This is a genomic window from Chitinophaga silvatica, from assembly GCF_003419895.1.
Taxonomy (GTDB): domain Bacteria; phylum Bacteroidota; class Bacteroidia; order Chitinophagales; family Chitinophagaceae; genus Chitinophaga; species Chitinophaga silvatica.
The window spans coordinates 481,068-498,424 of the sequence record NZ_QPMM01000007.1 but is presented as its reverse complement, the minus strand read 5'-3'; the positions used below and the strand labels follow the sequence as shown (position 1 = coordinate 498,424).

The following is a 17,357-nucleotide window of genomic DNA, read 5'->3' as shown; positions in this document are numbered from 1 at the left end:
TGTTGATGATTTTATATTGATTATTTACCTGCCCCTGGTTTAGCTCCACCTGGCCCCGCCACGTTCACAGTATCTCCTGGTTTTACTTTCTGAATACCGTCAACCACTATTCTGTCTCCTGCATTCAGGCCCTCATTTACCAGGAGCATGGTATCGGAAACAGGCCCCGGTACAATATGTTTGGAAGAGGCCACATTATCTTTTGACAATACAAATACGCTGGTTTCAGAGAGATTCTGAACTATAGCCTTATTTGGAATAGCCAATTGATTGGCAGGCGATGCGTATTCCATAATAAGTACGATGCTCATTCCGGATTTCAGAACGCCATCTTTATTAGGAAAAACTAAACGGACTTTTACTGTTCCGGTGGTTGGATCAACAATATTATTGAGAGTCAGGATTTTTCCTGGTTCCGGGTAGCGTTCACCATTCCCAAACTGAATATAGAATCGTTGTCCGTTCCCTTGTCCGTGTAAGATTTTTGCGAATTCGGGTCCTCTTGCCTGAGGCACATCCATATCGGCAAACATTGGATGTTCATTAACCAGTGTATTGATAAGCGTTTGCCCGGCATTAACGATATCGCCTACTTTAATTTGTACGATACCTATTTTACCGGAGGCCGGGGCTCTTACAGTAGCGTGATTTACATCGGTGCCGGCGCGGGCTACGGAAGCTTTAGCGGCAGCTACATTGGCCTTGGCAGTTAGTACTGCAGTATACGCCTGATCTACTGTTTGTTTGGAGATAGCATCGTGCTCCAGCAGAGTACTATAGCGTTCATAATCTCTTTGTTTTTGGGCAAGATCGGCTTCTGCCTGTTGCTGTGATGCAGCCACTTCACCGTATGCTGCTACGTATCTGCTTCTGTCTATATCATAAAGCGGTTGTCCTTTTGTGACCATACTACCATCGGCAGCTCTGATCCTTTCCAGGAAACCGGTTACGTCGGAGCGTAATTCTACTATATCATGAGCTACCAGGGTAGCAGGAAATTTTTCTGTAACAGTATAGGAAGCGGGAACAACCTCAAAGGTGGTTACAGTTGGCTTCATCATGGCCATCATTGCCGCCTGTTGCTGTTGTTTCTTACTATTACCGCAGGCTACACAAAGTACCATTCCTATTACGTAAAGGGTCCGCTTATCATTAATTAGATACATATAAGAGATTAATTGCGTATTTATGAATGCTGATACTTATTTGATTTTACCCATTGCTTTGTCCAGATCCGTTTTACTAACCAGGGTATTAAGCAAAGCGGTGACATACTGAACCTGAGCCTGTTTTAGATCACTTTCTGCCGAAGTAACATCAAGACTAGTGGCTACACCCTGCTCAAATTTGAGCACTATACGATCGTATATCCCTTGCGTTAAGCCCATGTTCTCTTTCTGGGTAGCATATAATGCTTTATTATTTTGATATTGAGTATTTGCATTGGCAACTTCCACCTGGATTTGTTGTCCTATATAGTTTAAGGTATTTCGCGACTGTTCAAGGGTAATCTGTAGCTCCTTAATCTGGTGCAACCTTTCAGTACCAGTAAATATTGGCCAGGTGAGGGTAAGACCCAGTGCCGAACTTCCAAAACCACGTTTCCACAGATCAGCAAATGCCTGGCTGTAATAGTTCCAGCCGTAGTTTATATAGCCACTTAAAGAAGGCAGGTACGCCAATTTTTTTGCTTTAAGATTTAATTCATTAAGGGAGATCTGGGTCGACTGAATCCCGTATTCTACCCGGTCCTGAATATGGTAATTGATGGTATCTTCAATATATTCCTGGACGTTAAAGTCCTGAACGGTTTCCGTTAGTTCGAGGTTTGCCTCCTGGGGCATGCCCATTTGAAATTTCAATAACTGTACGGCATATACGAGTAAACGGATATTGTTTTCAATATCCGTTACCACATTGTTGTAAGAAACCTGGATACGGTCAACGTCTACCCTTTCAGCTATTCCGACTTCGTATCTGGCTTTGGTATCTTTCAGTGTTTTTGCCAACTGTTCCATATTGGCTTTGGACAGGCGGATGTTTTCCTGGTTGGTGAGAACCGCGTAATATGCTTTGGCAATTGCAACCCGCACATCTATCTCAGTACGTTTATAGTTTTTCTGTGAAAGGTCTTTATATACTCTGGAAGCTTTGAGTCCAATAAAGTAATCGCTGTTGAAAATCGTTTGATTAATCTGCCCTGTTACTCCTGAGGCGAATCGGGTACCAAACTGTACAGGAATGAGTTGCGTAGGGTCAGGACCGTTAAAATCAGGGATAAATTGTGTGGCCAGTTGCAAATTATCGGTAAAACTGGCATCAATCTCACCATGTGGGAACAATTTGGCTGTTGCTTCTTTTATTTGTTCCCTGGCAAAAGCTACATCCAGGTGGGCATTTACGATATCGTTTTGATGTTGCAAACCATACTGTATGCAATTGGCCAGATTGAAGGCATAGTTGATCGGTGAAAGTGTATCTGTCTGCCCGTAGACCACTGTTTCCCCTGTCAGTATAAATAGGAAGAACAAAAGAAAAATACGACGATGCATACTTATTACGTTGAAAGAATATGGTGATTGATAAATAATTAACAATTAAGCAGTAAAAAGGTTGTGAAGGGTATGCATCAATTATGGTTACAAACGGGTGATTTTTGTATATTTCAGAAAAGTTCGTGTTAACTTATGTCTATGTCTGTTTTAAAAGAACCCAAACCTCATCGTGAATTTGAATTGGAACGGCTGATTTTATTCAGTGATGCCGTTTTTGCCATTGCAATTACTTTATTGATCATCGAAATCAAACTTCCCTCCCTACCCAATAAATTGTCGGAACATGACTATTGGGTGGCCCTGAAGCCAGTTGCTACCGAATTTTCCGTGTTTGCCGCCAGTTTTGTATTTATAGGAAATTTTTGGGTAAGACACCTGAATTTATGCAGATTTCTGCAACAATATAACGAAGGGCTCATTCGTCGGAATCTGTTTTTTTTATTTTTTATTGTAAGCTTTCCATTTTCTACAAGTGCCATTTTGCATACGAATGAGCATTTTATGCTCCCATTTTTTATTTACCTGTGCAATCTGTCGGGTTGCCTGGCTGCCTTATTCTGGATCAGTTACTATATTTTTCAACGTAATCCGGGATTGACTATTCCAGGGCACCATACAGAAAAAGAATTGCTGTATCAACGTTTTAAATATGGCTTTTTAACTATGGCAACAGGATTTACCTGTATAGTAATGACATATTTTCTATATCCGGAAAATATTACATATCAGCGCATCAGTTATTTTAGTATTCCTATATTGGCCTTATTTAATCACTTCCGCCTAAAAATCAAAAAAAGAAATACCTTACGCCTGGTGCACAGAGTAGCACCGAACAACCATAACTAAAGGAGACGCCTATGTTGGAACTGAACAAAAAAGATGCAGCGCTAATTCAAAGAGCCATACATGCCTGGGAGGAAGAATCGCTTATCAGCAAAACCCAGGGTGAATCTTTAAAGCAAACCATCAAAGTTTCCAGTACAGATTGGCAATCTTTATCCCTTTACATCTTTATTGCGGCAATTTCATGCGCCTTAATGTCTTTCGGGTCATTGGTATTAGATGAGAAGTGGATTGAAATTATTAAGAAGAAGCTATCGCTGACCGACGGCGTTATTTCAATATTGTTTGCACTGCTAAGCATCTTTTTATGTTACAGGGGATGGAAGATAAATAAACACAACCCATTTTATTCGTTTAACCGGGAGCTGTACTGGATCTTACCAGTACTTAGTATAGGTGTATTCGTTGTTTATTCGGGTAAAAGTGTCAATTATTTTGAGCATAATTATGGGCTTTTCTGGTTGCTTGCCACACTCTGTTATGGAATATTGGGAGTTGTTTTTCGTTCGAGATTGCTTTGGTTAGCAACGTTATTGTCCTTAATTCCGGCGTATGTTAAGCTCACTTACCTGTTATCTTCCGATCCGAATTATTTTCTGGGGATGAATTTGCCCTGTAGAATGATTCTATTGGGAGCGGTTCTTATAATTATAGGGTGGGTACAACGCCGCTGGCGTGTTTACCCACCCATTGCAGATATGACCTGGGCAGGAGGATGGTTATTATTTTTGCTCTCCGGATGGCTGATCTCGATCTTTGGGAATTGTGGCACCTGGGAAGAGTGGCAGCTACTACGACAGGTACGTCTTCTTCAATGGGTGATATTATATACCCTACAGTGTTTAGCCGTTTTCGTTATAGGTGCCAGAACAAAAGATGAGCTGTTAAGAGATCTTGGAATGATATTTTTATTATTGGATTTGTATACCAGGTATTTTGAATATTTATGGAATCTTACCAATAAAGGATTATTCTTTGGAATTCTCGCTTTATCATTCTGGTGGATAGGCAAATTAGTGGAGCGGCGAATAAGCAAGCGCAGCCAGTGATGCTACTCCATATCTTCCGGTATCCTTGATGCTCCATTCGGCATTGCCCACAATCCAGGCATGTAATACCGCTACAAATCTGATTAATTCATAATCGGCTTCACTTCCCGTTAGTGGTAACAGTTTTTCCAGTGTCACAAAAATGGCGACTTCCTCTTTCAGCATTCTGGTGGCTTCATTAACAGCATCCTGTAATGAATATCCATTTTCATGTTGAAGTACCAGTACCAGATTATGCACATCACCCTGTTTACTTTCTTTCAGGCAGGAAAAAATATCATTGGTCCAGCAAACCAGATTGTTACCGGCCTGGATCATTCGTTGCAATAATGCCTGTTCTGTTACTTGTTGAGGAAGTACTACTTTTTCAATTATCTCAATTGCTTCTATATCTGCCAGCAAGGCTCCCGTGAATGGTCGCATTTTGATGTAATCTTCCAGGGAAGGAATAATACCTGCTTCCCTGTTTTCCGCTTCCCAGATACAGGCAGAAAAATAATCATTTACTGTTTTGATGAATCTAAGCCGCCAACCCGGGTTACTTAATTTGCGCATACGCTCCCAGATACTACTTAAAGCAGCTGAGAGAGGATGCCCGGAAGCGGGGAGATATTCAATATTTTGTTGGAGGATATCCAGAAGTCCGGCCATAATACTTCTTAGATAATCAGCTTTGCGACCTTCAGCGGCTTCGTCGCATTTGTCGTCCAGGATAAAAAGCCAGGTATTGAAATCTGCGATGAGGCATAGTTCATGCAGCCCGGCATCCGGGAAGGCTCTGGCGACCAGATACGCAAATCTGGCTTTATGAAAACGTTGCCAGGCCTTTTCTGAAGTAAGGAGGCCCATTTCGTTTACCCATTCAGTAATGTGTTGCTGTGCCGCTTCAGCATGCTGGTTCATTCGGCTGGTAAAAGGGAAACGAATAACGGGCATTTGAATGTTGGTGGTCATGTATAGAGGGTTTTATGGTTAGCTGAGGCAAAGCGATGCGCATCGAAAATTCGACCATGGGAACAACTATAGCATAAGTATGCTCTATGCAATTTCGCATAAAAGTCCAGGTGTATTTATTTACACTCGGTTAACAAGTCGCAAAATGATTGTTTTAAAAATAAGTTAACAAACTGTTATACGCTGGCAGTTCCTATATTAATTTCCATGCGTTGTAATAACAGGGGCCATGCATGATGAAACCAGGAAGTAAAGGTATTTGGGGCATTTTCCATTTTTTCAATGATTTGGGTTACAGACAAATATTGGTAATCTGCTACTTCAGCAGGATTTGGAATGATGGTTCCGTTGTAGGTTCCTAATAAAACATGATCAAATTCATGCTCAGTAAGACCATTATCAAATTCAGTTCTATAAGTAAATGAGAATAATTCTTTCAATTCACAATCAAAGCCTAATTCTTCCTCTAAACGGCGGTGAGCAGCGGCTTCAACAGATTCGCCAGGGTAAGGGTGGCTACAGCAGGCGTTCGTCCATAAACCAGGAGAATGATATTTATCCAATGCACGACGTTGCAATAATATTTCTCCTGCATCATTTATAATAAATACAGAAAATGCACGGTGTAATAATCCTTTTCGATGCGCTTCCATCTTTTCCATCGTGCCAATTGCCTCGTCTTGTTCGTTCACTAATATAATTTCCGGTGAGTTCATAATAGCGAATTTACGAATTTATATATTTTTTCATCTATGAATTTCCTACTATAATTTCTTATACACATCCGGGTACCAAAAAGTACCAATCTTTAAATCACACATTTCCTGCTTATTTTTGCATCTTGAATGAATTTGAATATATGGCAGAAGACTTAAATATCATTAAAGGAGATAAAAAGGAACAATACATATCCCTCATTCCTCAGATAAAGGGGCTACTTACCGGGGAACCTGATTTAATTGCCAACCTGGCAAATATTGCGGCTGCATTAAAAGAACAATTCGGCTGGTTATGGGTAGGCTTTTATCTTGTTAAGGAAGATGAACTGGTTTTAGGTCCATTTCAGGGTCCTGTTGCGTGTACACGTATCCGTAAGGGAAGAGGAGTTTGTGGCACCAGTTGGGAGCAGGCAACTACCCTCATTGTTCCTGATGTAGCTAAATTTCCGGGCCATATAGCCTGTAGCAGTTTATCTCAATCAGAAATTGTAATACCGCTCATCAGAAATAATGAAGTATGGGGGGTGTTGGATGTTGACAGCGCAGATTTAGAGACATTCGACGAAATTGATCAGCAATACCTGGAAGAGATCATCGCTCTACTTCAGGAAAATTAATTATTTATACAGTGCCACAGCATTTGTGGCACTGTATATGTGTTACTGTTGGCAACCATATTTTATTGAGAAATGCTTTTTTTTAGTAAACGAGCCAACAAAACCGCTCCTCTCTTGTCATTTATGCAAACTGATATTCATTCACACCTCCTACCGGGTGTAGATGATGGATCTCAGGATTTACAAACTTCTCTTTTTTTTATTGAAAAACTCCAGGAGCTGGGCATAAGCAGGATCATTACTACTCCACATATTATGATGGACAGGTACCCAAATTCTGTAAATACTTTACAATCACCTTTCGAATCTGTATATCAGTCGCTCAAAGATGCCAACAACAATATTTCCTTTAAATATGCTGCAGAATATTATTTAGATGAACAATTTGTTCCGCTGCTGCAACAACCCTTGTTAACCATAACCGGTAATAAAGTATTGGTTGAAATTTCCTTTGTTTCCGCCCCTCCGCAATTACATCAGTGGCTATTTGATATACAGGCAGCAGGATATCAACCTATCCTTGCACATCCTGAAAGATACGGGTATTATCATAACGAATTCAATCAATACCATCTGCTAAAAGAACTGGGATGCCAGCTCCAGGTAAATTTATTGTCATTGACCGGGTACTATGGCAAAGGTGTTCAGAAAGCAGCAACATTATTACTTGAACAACAGTTAGCCGATTTTATAGGCACCGATTTACATCACGAAAAGCATTTACATGCTATCATACAAATCAGCAATAACAATAAACTGAGGAAAACATTGGATGAATATCCGTTTAAAAATAACACACTAACGGAGTAGCATAATCGTTCCTGTTTGTTTGCGAGCCTGATGCTTACTATCTGTGTATAATAGTATCCAGACATAAGCGCCTCCTGGTAATTGTTGCCCTTTTAAAGTTCCATCCCATGCTCCGTAAGGGTCCATTGTGCTGAACACTTTTTCACCCCAACGGCTGAAAACTTCAAGCCTGTAATCGGTAACGTCATCATTCACTTTAGCTCTGAATAAATCGTTTTGTCCATCGTTATTCGGAGAAAAGGCTGTTGGAACAAAAACAGCGCATTCCCTCATATTGCGGATAATTGTTGCATTACTATCTATGAGACAACCATTCGCATCTTTTACCGTATAGTAATATTTCCCTTCATTCAATTTGCCCCAAACACTATCTGTCTGCCAATTGCCATTATTCAAACTATAAAAATATGGCCTGGTTCCTCCTGTAGTATAAATACTTATTTTACCATCCATAACAGTAGAACAGCTTATATCCTTCAGTTGTACATTCTTAAAAGATAAAGGAAGAGGCTCTTTAACATCAATTTGTGATAAGAATTCCTTGCATCCTTCTTCATCCTCCACCTGAATATTATAATACCCCGGAACCAGGTGCTCAAACGTTCCTGAGTAATTAACCGTATGTCCACCATTGAAATAATATCTATAGGGTGCTGTTCCTCCGTTGGTTTCCAGCTTAATGCTGTTATTATTGTCGCCATAGCACGGTGATGGCGTAACAGCAACTTTACTTTGTACTTTCCAGGCCAACACATCAGCATTTAATGTAACTGCAATACCATTCGGATGCTTTACAGTTGCCCTGTAACTCCCCGCCGGTAAATTAGTTATGCGGTTAGTAGTTGCTCCACCCGGATCCCAGCTAATGGTACAAGGAACACTCACCCCTTCGATTTTCAGCGTAATTACTCCCTCCATTTCTCCAGCACAGGTATTATGTATAACTGCACTCAGCTGGGGAGTTTCTCTTAAGGCTGCCGACAAATTATCCATCAGGATTGCAGAGCCATATTCACTCTTATCGCAGGGTAAATCAACTCCTGCCATAAATGTTATGTATTTATAGTTTTTCTTTGGGTTGATGAAAAAAGTATATTTTTTCCAGCTGGTATGATAAAACGGGCCCGAAGTCCACAAGCGCTCCGCAGTATCTTTTGGAGAATCACCACCATAAACAGTCAGAATACCATAACAGGCCTTATAAGCATAGTTGGGAGCATAAGCCAGATCAGCAGACAGGTTATACTTCTTTCCTCCCAGTAATCCCACCTCCTGGCTAATAGATTCGATATAGGCCGGACCGCTATGCAACCCTACATAAGCCTCTCCATCTGATGGTAATTGTGTAATATTAAGCGCCCCGGGCTGAACATCCGGAGTGTTTCTACCAATCCAGTCATCCGGTGTTCTACCTTGTCCTCTTATTCCTTCAAGAGAAGGATTTTTCAATTGAATATCCTGAGCGGTAAGGGAAAAATAGCTGCATAAAAAGCAGCACAATAATATAGGATAGTGAATAGGTTTCATGATATTCAGGTTTTGTCCGCAAGGAGATATGAAACTTTTAGTTAAGCAGCGTGAATTCCAGGAATTATTTGTTTCTTTTTGAGACCATATATTGGGAGGGGGCAAGCCCCGATACTATTAAGAGAAATACTGATTTTATTGTCGTTAAGTGATTGGTAAATTTCTTTTACCGTAGGCAGGGCGGGGGCAAGCCCCGCCCCTACAGAATTTCATCAAATATTGAGTTCTATATTGAAGATTTACTTTAACATGAAACCAGGCGACCAGAAGAAAATATGATTCTGATGAAACCCTGTAGGGGCGGGGCTTGCCCCCGCCCTGCCAATGGCCACAGAAAGTAAATCCAACAATTAGGTATCAAGTATTCATGAAATCCATTCCCTTAACTTAATAACATTGGGCTTGCCCCCGCCCTACCTACGATAAAAGAAATAAATCCAATAATCAGACATCTAAAATTCATGAAATCTATTTCCTTAACTTAATAGCATTGGGCTTGCCCTGCCCTAATGGAAGTCACATCCAACAATTAGATATCTATAACTCATAAACTTTATTTCCCTTACTTAATAAGGGTATACCCCCAAATATTTTCTTTGTACCCTCTAACTAATTAAACTCGTACTCCCCTTGCGAGCAACATAACTCATGCTGTATTTGATTTGATAATAGAAACTACATTTGCCAGATCTGATTCTGTTAGATTTGATCCACTTGGCAGGCAGAGCCCTTTCTCGAACAGTTCCTCTCCTACCCCGTTTAAATAAGATGTATAGCCTTCAAATACAGGTTGCAGGTGCATTGGTTTCCATAAGGGTCTCGACTCAATATTCTCTTTTTCCAGTGCAAGTCTGATAGTTTCTCTTGAAACTTTACTGGTTGCAGGATCAATCAGGATGGCTGTAAGCCAACGATTGCTGTAATATCCATCTGGTTCGTTCAAAAAAGTTATTCCTCGAACATCTGCCAACTGAGTATAATAATATTCATAGTTCTTCCTTCTCTTTGCAACTCTGTCAGCGATCACCTGCATTTGTCCGCGACCGATGGCGGCAGAAATATTACTCATTCTGTAGTTATACCCAATCTGGCTATGCTGATAATGCGGTGCCGCGTCTCTCGCCTGAGACGCCAGGAAACGGGCTTTATTGATCATTTCTTCGTTATCACTCAATAAAGCACCTCCCCCACTGGTTGTAATAATTTTATTGCCATTGAAACTCAGAATTCCCATATCGCCCCAACTTCCGCAAGCCTTCCCATTAAGGTTAGATCCCAGTGCTTCTGCCGCATCTTCCAAAACAGGAATATTATATCTGCCAGCTACTTCCATAATTTCAGGCATTCGGGCAGGCATTCCGTATAAATGCACTGGAATAATGGCAGCTACTTTCCGGCCTTTGGATAATCTGTCCTTAATTGCTTTTTCCAATAAGTCAGGATCCATATTCCAGGTTCCGGGTTCACTATCAACAAAAACAGGCGTAGCTCCTATATATACAATAGGATTGGCAGACGCAGAAAACGTAAAGCTCTGACAGATCACTTCATCTCCAGGTTTTACTCCTGATAGAATTAATGCCAGATGCAGGGCTGCAGTTCCTGCAGAAAGTGCAGCAGCATGACTGGTACCGGTAAATGAAGCCAAATCCTGTTCAAAGGCATCAACATGCGGCCCCAGTGGCGCAATCCAGTTCGACTCGAATGCATCTTTTACCAGTTCCAGCTCTGAACCTTCCATATGAGGAGAGGATAGCCAAATCTTTTTATTCATAGTTATTTGCTTGGGTTAAAAATTATTTTACTCTGGCAGGATTCCCTACAACGATAGTTCCTGATGCCACAGGTTTTGTTACTACTGCACCGGCACCAATTACCGCCCAATTACCAACTGTAATACCAGGAAGGATTACTGCACCTGCGCCAATGTGTGTTCCCTCTCCAACCGTAACATTACCGCACAGTGTAGCATTGGGAGATATATGGGCATAATCCTCAATCCTGCATTCGTGATCTATTGAGCAATTGGTATTTACAATGCAATGCTTCCCGATCACTGCATCTGCATTGATACAGGCCCCGGGCATTACAACTGTACCATTGCCTATATTAGCCGTAGGAGAAATAATAGATTTGGAATGAATAGCTGTTGTAAATGCAACGTATATACGCTGGGCCAGATGACAACGAACTCTATTGTTTCCGATTGTAATAATAAAGGGTGCATCATATGCTTCTCCCACAAAAGGGCGTACTTCATAATCCCATAACCTGTTGATCGCAGGATTATCATCAAATAATCCTGCTACCGACATACCTTGTGATTTTAATATTTCTATAATCACCTTGGCATGACCACTTGCTCCGTATAAGTAAACACTGTTATTCATTACTTCCTGCAAAACGTTCTATAGTAGCACTTCCTTCGGCATTTATGCCTTCGGGCTTTACTACCTTTAATATTGTTTTAAATAAAATTCGTAGATCGAGCAACCAGCTAAGATGATCTACATACCAGACATCCAATTGAAATTTCTGTTCCCATGAAATGGCATTCCTGCCATTTACCTGCGCCCATCCGGTAATTCCGGGCCTCACTGCATGGCGACGATGCTGTGTTGGAGTATAGAGATCAAGATATTCGACCAACAAAGGGCGAGGCCCTACGAGGCTCATATCTCCTTTCAATACATTGAGCAACTGGGGTATTTCATCTAAAGAGGTTTTTCTTACAAACTTCCCTATTGGTGTTAGCCTGTCTTTGTCGGGTAACAACCGTCCATCTCCTCCACATTTATCATTCATTGTTTTAAACTTGATCACTCTAAAGACTTTCCCATGCTTGCCTGGTCTTGCCTGCAGAAAAAACGGACTACCCTGATTAGCGATAAACAATAAACAGGTAAGCACTACAAATACCGGGAACAGTATCAAAAAAGCTGTTAATGCCACTATTAAATCTACCAGTGGCTTAACTAGGTTCCTGTACCAATTCATGATGTTGAATTAATTTTCCTGTTACTTTTTTTTGTAATTCGTTTAAATAGCGATTGGCTAAAACCTGGCGGTCGAAATGCTCTTTTGCATAGTTAAACCCACTCTCGCCTTCTGCCTTAATTCTTTCAGGTGCTTTCAGATAGGCCCTGATTACTGTATTGTAGGCAGCAGTATTTTCAGGTTCTACATACGACCCTGCACCGGCAGCCTCTACCAATTCTCGAGATACCCCATCTATCGCCATCAGAATAGGTTTCTTACAGGCCATATAATCGAAGGTTTTATTTGAGTATACTGTTTTGAATGTATCTACTTTCTTAAGTACAGATGCCCCCATTTCAGAGGCCAGAATATATTTGAATACCTCTTGTTTGGGTACCGCATCCAGGAACCTAACGTTCTTTACTTCCAGCGATTGAGCCAGGGTTTGCAAACGAGGTTTTTCCATACCCTGACCAATCAGTTGAAATAAAACAGGTGTATCTTCCAGTGCCTTACCCGCATCAAGAATTTGTTCGAGATGATTGGCAACACCGTGGGCGCCCACATAGGTGATAACAAATTTGCCCTCCAGGTTATGTTCTTTTCTAAATGCTTCCCTATCGAATGTTTCGAGCAGATGATCCGATAAGGAGAAATCGGCAGCATTAGGAATGAAGATGAGCTTATCTGCCGGTACTCCTTTCTTCTCTTTTAATGTATTATAGAACGCAGGAGTTAATACATTTATCAGGGCAGCTTTACGATAAATGAATGCTTCTACCCAATAGGCGAGTTTAATAACCAGTTTATTCTTTAATACACCAGTATCAATAGCGGATTCGGGCCATAAATCACGTACTTCAAATACAAATGGAATGCGTTTGAAGCGCGACAGTAAATATCCAGCTATCCCAACAAACAGCGGTGGTGAAGTCACCACCACCACATCGTATTTACCTTTTACTTTGAATAATCCGGCCCATAGAGCAGAAAACATAAAAGAGAAATAGCCCCATAATCTACCTACAAAATTTTTATTATACGACTCAGAAACATGGCAGCGCATCACATCTACCAATCCCTGTTTCTTTCTCATATAGTATTTCCCTTTATATTCAGGGCGTTTTTGCGAACCGTTATAGTGCATCATACCTCCTAATACGGTAACATCCATACCCTGGCTAGTCCATTGCCGGGTAATTTCGTTCCACCGGGAACCACCTGGATCGTCTTCCTCTAAAAAATACTGGTGTATCAATAGAATTTTCATAGTTAGTCAATTGTGATTTCCGTAATAATTGTATCTACATCCGAATTGAAAACAGTAGTGTTGTTTTCTTCCTTAATTCCATAATAGGAAGCATACATCCCCGGTTTGCACAGCGGTTGTAAAATAGCACCACTGCTATCTTCAGCCTTTAGCTGAATCCTTGCCGGCTTACTGGTATGCCATAACTGGCGCATTAATGTATGCTGTGGTTTATGCTGAATATGATCTTTGATAACCCAACTGGTTTCATTCTTTTTCTTTCTTACCTGACGGATGTGTACTATATCTGCGCCTACTTGTTGAAAAGCAGTAATAGCGCCTTCCCAGATATACTCATCTGTAGTTTCATACAACCGGGCCCGTGAGCATTGCGACCAGTTGTACCAAATGAATCTTGGTCCTTTTTGCATCTGATCGTAATCATCCAGCATCACGGTATTATGAGAAGCTGTGCCCATGAAGTAACGCAGCGTAGCTTCATCGGTATTATACTTGTAGGAACCGGCATCCATCAGCAGGTTTTCATCCTTCACCCAGATATCGAGGTGCAGATTATCGGCCTGCGAGGGTCTGTCTTTATGGTTACCACATCTCAGGAATGTGAGAATATCCTGCTCTCGGCATACAAAATATCCTCCATCGGGGAAGGAATAGAGTTCTCTGTCTTTTTCCAGTATGCTATTTATATATCCCTGGTCTTGTATTCCGTACCAATCGGCATCTTCATATTTCCGGGGTAATGCAGGATCTGTTTGAAGCAACAGGGCGAGGGCTTGTAACTGAGGCCTGAAATCCCGGTATTCCTGATCATTCAGTTTAAAAAATAATGCACCGTCATTGGCCCCATAATTAGGTAACCAACCGGTATGATCATTCATACAAACTCTTAAAAAGCGCAGGGATCTTTCAGCTTTTGCAGCCACTATTGGATCAAAAGTTTCACCATTTAAGGTGGCCAGCTGTATGCCCCAGGTCAGTAATTGAATTACAACCCTATGGTAGTTCATGGAAAATTGAAGGAAGCTGCCATCTTCATAAATCTGATATGCAATTTCCTCTTCAAACCATCTTTTTCCATGTTCTTTCCAGGTAGCAGCTCCTGGCAATGTTGGAAATAATAATCCTCCCAGGTATAGTGTAAGCGTTTCAGTGATAGCATGATTATTTCTTACAGCAATCCTGGAAAAATTGATATTATGATATACATGATGAAGTTGCCAGTAAATAGCATACTGTATTTCATCAAATACTTCTTCTGTAAGGGCAGCGGAGTTTCTATAGAAATAGAGGGCAAAAGTCCAGTTTAGGACCCGTAAGCTGATTTCCTGACTACATTTGTAATGTGGCCCTGTATTTACCTTATTGGATCTGATCCAGGAAAGGATATCCTCAAACACCCAATGGGCATGATCTTCATCAAAGTGATGATCATATCGGATTATATCATACAGGTATGCAAATCTGGCTTTCTCCCATACAAATTTTATATCACCGGCTTCTGCACTGTAATCGTTGATTTCGGTCCAATGTACAGTTGCATCATACACGAATCCGGAATCAGGATTTTTAAACCAGCCATCAACAGGCATTACAATTCCATTAAAGAAAGGAAGCAAGCCTTTCTTTAATGTTTCGAAGCGTTGTGCAATGTCCGGTGTCGGGTTTTTAGGTAATAGTAACGCTTCGCGGCAAGGAAAGAAAAATAATGCTGATTGTTGTTTCCAATCCTCTAACGACAAATAACGTTGAAATGCAGGATCTGCCGGAAAACGTTTCTTCAGTTTTCCGGTTCTGCGTTTCAACTCATGAACAGTACGGAATGCTACATATCTCCATCCCATATTCTTCACTACCTTCAGTCCATTTATTATCGTATTCAAACTACTCATAACATCCCAACAGGTTCTTGTTTAACAGCAAATAATTCCAATAATTTTTGTGTGATTCTTTTAGCGGTATGGCCATCCCACAGCGCAGGGATAGCACCTTTTTTCCATTGTCCGTCGAAGAGCCGCTGCATTGCAGGTGCCAGTGCCACAGGATCAGTACCCAGTAACTCGTTGGTACCGGTGATACAGGTTTCCGGGCGCTCGGTGCTATCTCTCAACGTCATACAAGGCACACCCATAACTGTTGTTTCTTCGGTTATGCCACCTGAATCTGTTACCACAGCTTTTGCTTTCTCCACCAGATAGTTGAATTCCAGATAGCTTAATGGTGGTACCAGGTGTAAGCGGGGATGTTCTACAGCTACTTTTTCAAGGTTTTTAGCCGTTCTCGGATGCACCGGAAAGATCACCGGCAGATCGCGTGTTGTACGCATAATTTCCTGAATGAGCAACGAAAGGTTATCCTCCTCATCCACATTAGCCGGGCGATGCAAGGTCATTACAATATAGCCCTGCGGTTGAAGCCCGGCTTGCTGCCAGATTGGGGGTGCCATAAAACGGGAACGTTGTTGCAATAAAGTATCGATCATGGTATTGCCAACAAAAATGATCTGATCAGGAGTTTTACCTTCCCTTTGCAGATTGGTATTGGCAATAACGGAAGTGGTGAAACAGTAATCCGTAATAGCATCGGTGACCAATCGGTTTATTTCTTCCGGCATAGTTATATCACCGGATCTGATACCTGCTTCCACATGAGCTACACGGATCTTTAACTTCTTGGCAACTATTGAGCAAGCCATAGTAGATGTAACATCCCCTACTACCAGGATTAAATCGCAGGGATGCTCTGTAAGTTCCTGCTCAAAGCGAATCATAATACTTGCTGTTTGTTCGGCTTGTGAACCACCGCCGGCAGCAAGGTTGGCATGGGGTTCTGGAATCCCCAGCTGTTCAAAAAAAGAATCGCTCATATTCTTGTCGTAATGCTGACCTGTATGAACCAGGCGGTAGCCAATACGAAAGCCTTCGCGTTTCTTCTCTTCAATGGCGGCTATTATGGGCGCAATCTTCATAAAATTCGGACGCGCCCCCGCAATGATGGTTAACTTCATTTCGATATGGTTTTAATATGGTTGCATCTCTACATGGTAGAGATGAGGTTTTTCTTTATGCTACAATTCTTCTGTAAATATCCAGCATTGCTATTCCGCCATGCTGCTGCTCTGTTTCAGGCAAGACAACTGCCTGTTGCTCCAATCTTCCTATCGCAGCGATAATAGCTGTTTCATTTAATGGCACCAGTACAGTACCAACCGGCCTGTCTACCACATTTGTAGCTATCACCTGCTTTTGCAGATATAATGCTTCTTTAACCGATAAGGCATCCCCATCAGTGGTAGTTATACGTAACAGTACATCCGACAACTTCAAAATTTCAAAGAAAGATTGCTGCCCGGATATCAATAATACATTCTCTGTAAGCCGGTAACCCTGCTGCTCCAGATAGTTTTTATACCTTTCTGTCGGATCAACAATTACAAGTCCAACATCCAGCTTACTAAACAGTTTCACCAGCAAACTAATCTGGTAGGTTTCCCGTCCTTCCTTATCAAAAGAAACTGTTGATGCATTGGTGGCATATACTCTCCCGGACCTGGATCGGAGATTATTAATTGCTGCCTGTACATCAGTTGTCAGTACTTCCGACACCTGAGGAGGAATAAATGCGCTGATCAACTGTGTACGGCTATTCCACCGCAGCCCTTTCTCCAAACTAATGCGATTAAGCACAATTGGTAAATAGGCCAATCTGAAAGCCATTTGATCTATCAGATTATACCAGGCAGAATGCCGACCTACATTCCCGTGAAAAGTAAAGAGCATCTTTTTACCAAATATTGTACCTAATAACACCAGCAGAAATCTGATGGCCGGATGATATATATGAAAGTGGATAAAGCGATGCTTTCTAATTTGTGAAAGAATCTCCTGCCTGGGCGTTCTTCTTATATCAATAAATGTATAAGCATGTCCGTTGATATCCAGAAATTGCAGTAGTCGTTGTATATGCACCGTCACCCCGCCAATAGGAGGTGGTATAGTAGCTAGTATTAAGATTTTTGAACGATGCTGCATCATATT

The 17,357-nt window shown here is 41.3% G+C and carries 16 protein-coding genes; 4 read left to right on the top strand and 12 right to left on the bottom strand.

Going from position 1 to position 17,357, the window contains the following annotated elements; translation table 11 throughout:
* Positions 1-20 precede the first annotated feature (20 nt).
* Both DVR12_RS15445 and DVR12_RS15440 read right to left on the bottom strand, forming a co-directional pair.
* Positions 21-1,166, bottom strand: a complete 1,146-nt coding sequence (locus tag DVR12_RS15445) for an efflux RND transporter periplasmic adaptor subunit (RefSeq protein ID WP_116976685.1) — start codon at positions 1,164-1,166, stop codon at positions 21-23.
* Between the two features lie 36 nt (positions 1,167-1,202).
* A complete protein-coding gene (locus tag DVR12_RS15440) occupies positions 1,203-2,552 on the bottom strand; it encodes a TolC family protein (RefSeq protein ID WP_116976684.1) in 1,350 nt (449 codons plus the stop codon).
* 141 nt (positions 2,553-2,693) lie between these two features.
* On the opposite strand from DVR12_RS15440, the gene DVR12_RS15435 reads away from it, so the two are divergent.
* Positions 2,694-3,401, top strand: a complete 708-nt coding sequence (locus DVR12_RS15435) for a TMEM175 family protein (protein WP_158563282.1) — start codon at positions 2,694-2,696, stop codon at positions 3,399-3,401.
* A gap of 11 nt (positions 3,402-3,412) precedes the next feature.
* Positions 3,413-4,447, top strand: coding sequence for a hypothetical protein (locus tag DVR12_RS15430; RefSeq protein WP_116976682.1), 1,035 nt, complete (start codon positions 3,413-3,415; stop codon positions 4,445-4,447).
* On the opposite strand, the gene DVR12_RS15425 is transcribed toward DVR12_RS15430, so the two are convergent.
* Both DVR12_RS15425 and idi read right to left on the bottom strand, forming a co-directional pair.
* Complete coding sequence (locus DVR12_RS15425; protein ID WP_116976681.1) at positions 4,412-5,401, bottom strand: terpene synthase family protein; 990 nt, start codon at positions 5,399-5,401, stop codon at positions 4,412-4,414. The genes DVR12_RS15430 and DVR12_RS15425 overlap by 36 nt on opposite strands.
* A 176-nt stretch (positions 5,402-5,577) precedes the next feature.
* Entirely contained in the window at positions 5,578-6,117 is a 540-nt protein-coding gene (gene idi / locus DVR12_RS15420; protein WP_116976680.1) for an isopentenyl-diphosphate Delta-isomerase, read from the bottom strand.
* A 143-nt stretch (positions 6,118-6,260) separates the two neighbouring features.
* Here idi and DVR12_RS15415 point away from each other — a divergent pair, with 143 nt between their 5' ends.
* Both DVR12_RS15415 and DVR12_RS15410 read left to right on the top strand, forming a co-directional pair.
* Positions 6,261-6,737 (top strand): GAF domain-containing protein, encoded by a 477-nt coding sequence (locus DVR12_RS15415; RefSeq protein WP_116976724.1) that lies wholly within the window; start codon positions 6,261-6,263, stop codon positions 6,735-6,737.
* A gap of 123 nt (positions 6,738-6,860) precedes the next feature.
* Entirely contained in the window at positions 6,861-7,547 is a 687-nt protein-coding gene (locus DVR12_RS15410; protein WP_116976679.1) for a tyrosine-protein phosphatase, read from the top strand.
* On the opposite strand, the gene DVR12_RS15405 is transcribed toward DVR12_RS15410, so the two are convergent.
* The 8 genes from DVR12_RS15405 to DVR12_RS15370 all read right to left on the bottom strand — a co-directional run bounded on the left by DVR12_RS15405 (position 7,536) and on the right by DVR12_RS15370 (position 17,351).
* On the bottom strand, positions 7,536-9,074 hold the full coding sequence (locus tag DVR12_RS15405) for a T9SS type B sorting domain-containing protein (protein WP_116976678.1): 1,539 nt from the start codon (positions 9,072-9,074) through the stop codon (positions 7,536-7,538). The two genes, DVR12_RS15410 and DVR12_RS15405, sit on opposite strands and share 12 nt — an antisense overlap.
* A gap of 646 nt (positions 9,075-9,720) precedes the next feature.
* Positions 9,721-10,848: a DegT/DnrJ/EryC1/StrS family aminotransferase gene (locus DVR12_RS15400; RefSeq protein ID WP_116976677.1), complete on the bottom strand. Its 1,128-nt coding sequence runs from the start codon at positions 10,846-10,848 to the stop codon at positions 9,721-9,723.
* A gap of 22 nt (positions 10,849-10,870) precedes the next feature.
* Entirely contained in the window at positions 10,871-11,464 is a 594-nt protein-coding gene (locus DVR12_RS15395) for an acetyltransferase (protein WP_116976723.1), read from the bottom strand.
* Positions 11,457-12,071 carry a sugar transferase gene (locus DVR12_RS15390; protein ID WP_116976676.1) on the bottom strand — a complete coding sequence of 205 codons (615 nt, stop codon included), beginning with the start codon at positions 12,069-12,071 and terminating at the stop codon, positions 11,457-11,459. Before DVR12_RS15390 ends, DVR12_RS15395 begins: the two co-directional genes overlap by 8 nt.
* Positions 12,046-13,323: a glycosyltransferase family 4 protein gene (locus DVR12_RS15385; protein ID WP_116976675.1), complete on the bottom strand. Its 1,278-nt coding sequence runs from the start codon at positions 13,321-13,323 to the stop codon at positions 12,046-12,048. Before DVR12_RS15385 ends, DVR12_RS15390 begins: the two co-directional genes overlap by 26 nt.
* Before the next feature lie 2 nt (positions 13,324-13,325).
* Complete coding sequence (locus tag DVR12_RS15380) at positions 13,326-15,212, bottom strand: alginate lyase family protein (protein ID WP_116976674.1); 1,887 nt, start codon at positions 15,210-15,212, stop codon at positions 13,326-13,328.
* The gene (gene wecB / locus DVR12_RS15375; RefSeq protein WP_116976673.1) at positions 15,209-16,327 is read right to left on the bottom strand and encodes a non-hydrolyzing UDP-N-acetylglucosamine 2-epimerase; all 1,119 of its coding nucleotides are present in this window, start codon (positions 16,325-16,327) and stop codon (positions 15,209-15,211) included. Before wecB ends, DVR12_RS15380 begins: the two co-directional genes overlap by 4 nt.
* A gap of 55 nt (positions 16,328-16,382) precedes the next feature.
* On the bottom strand, positions 16,383-17,351 hold the full coding sequence (locus DVR12_RS15370) for a glycosyltransferase family protein (RefSeq protein WP_147323465.1): 969 nt from the start codon (positions 17,349-17,351) through the stop codon (positions 16,383-16,385).
* Positions 17,352-17,357: the final 6 nt, after the last annotated feature.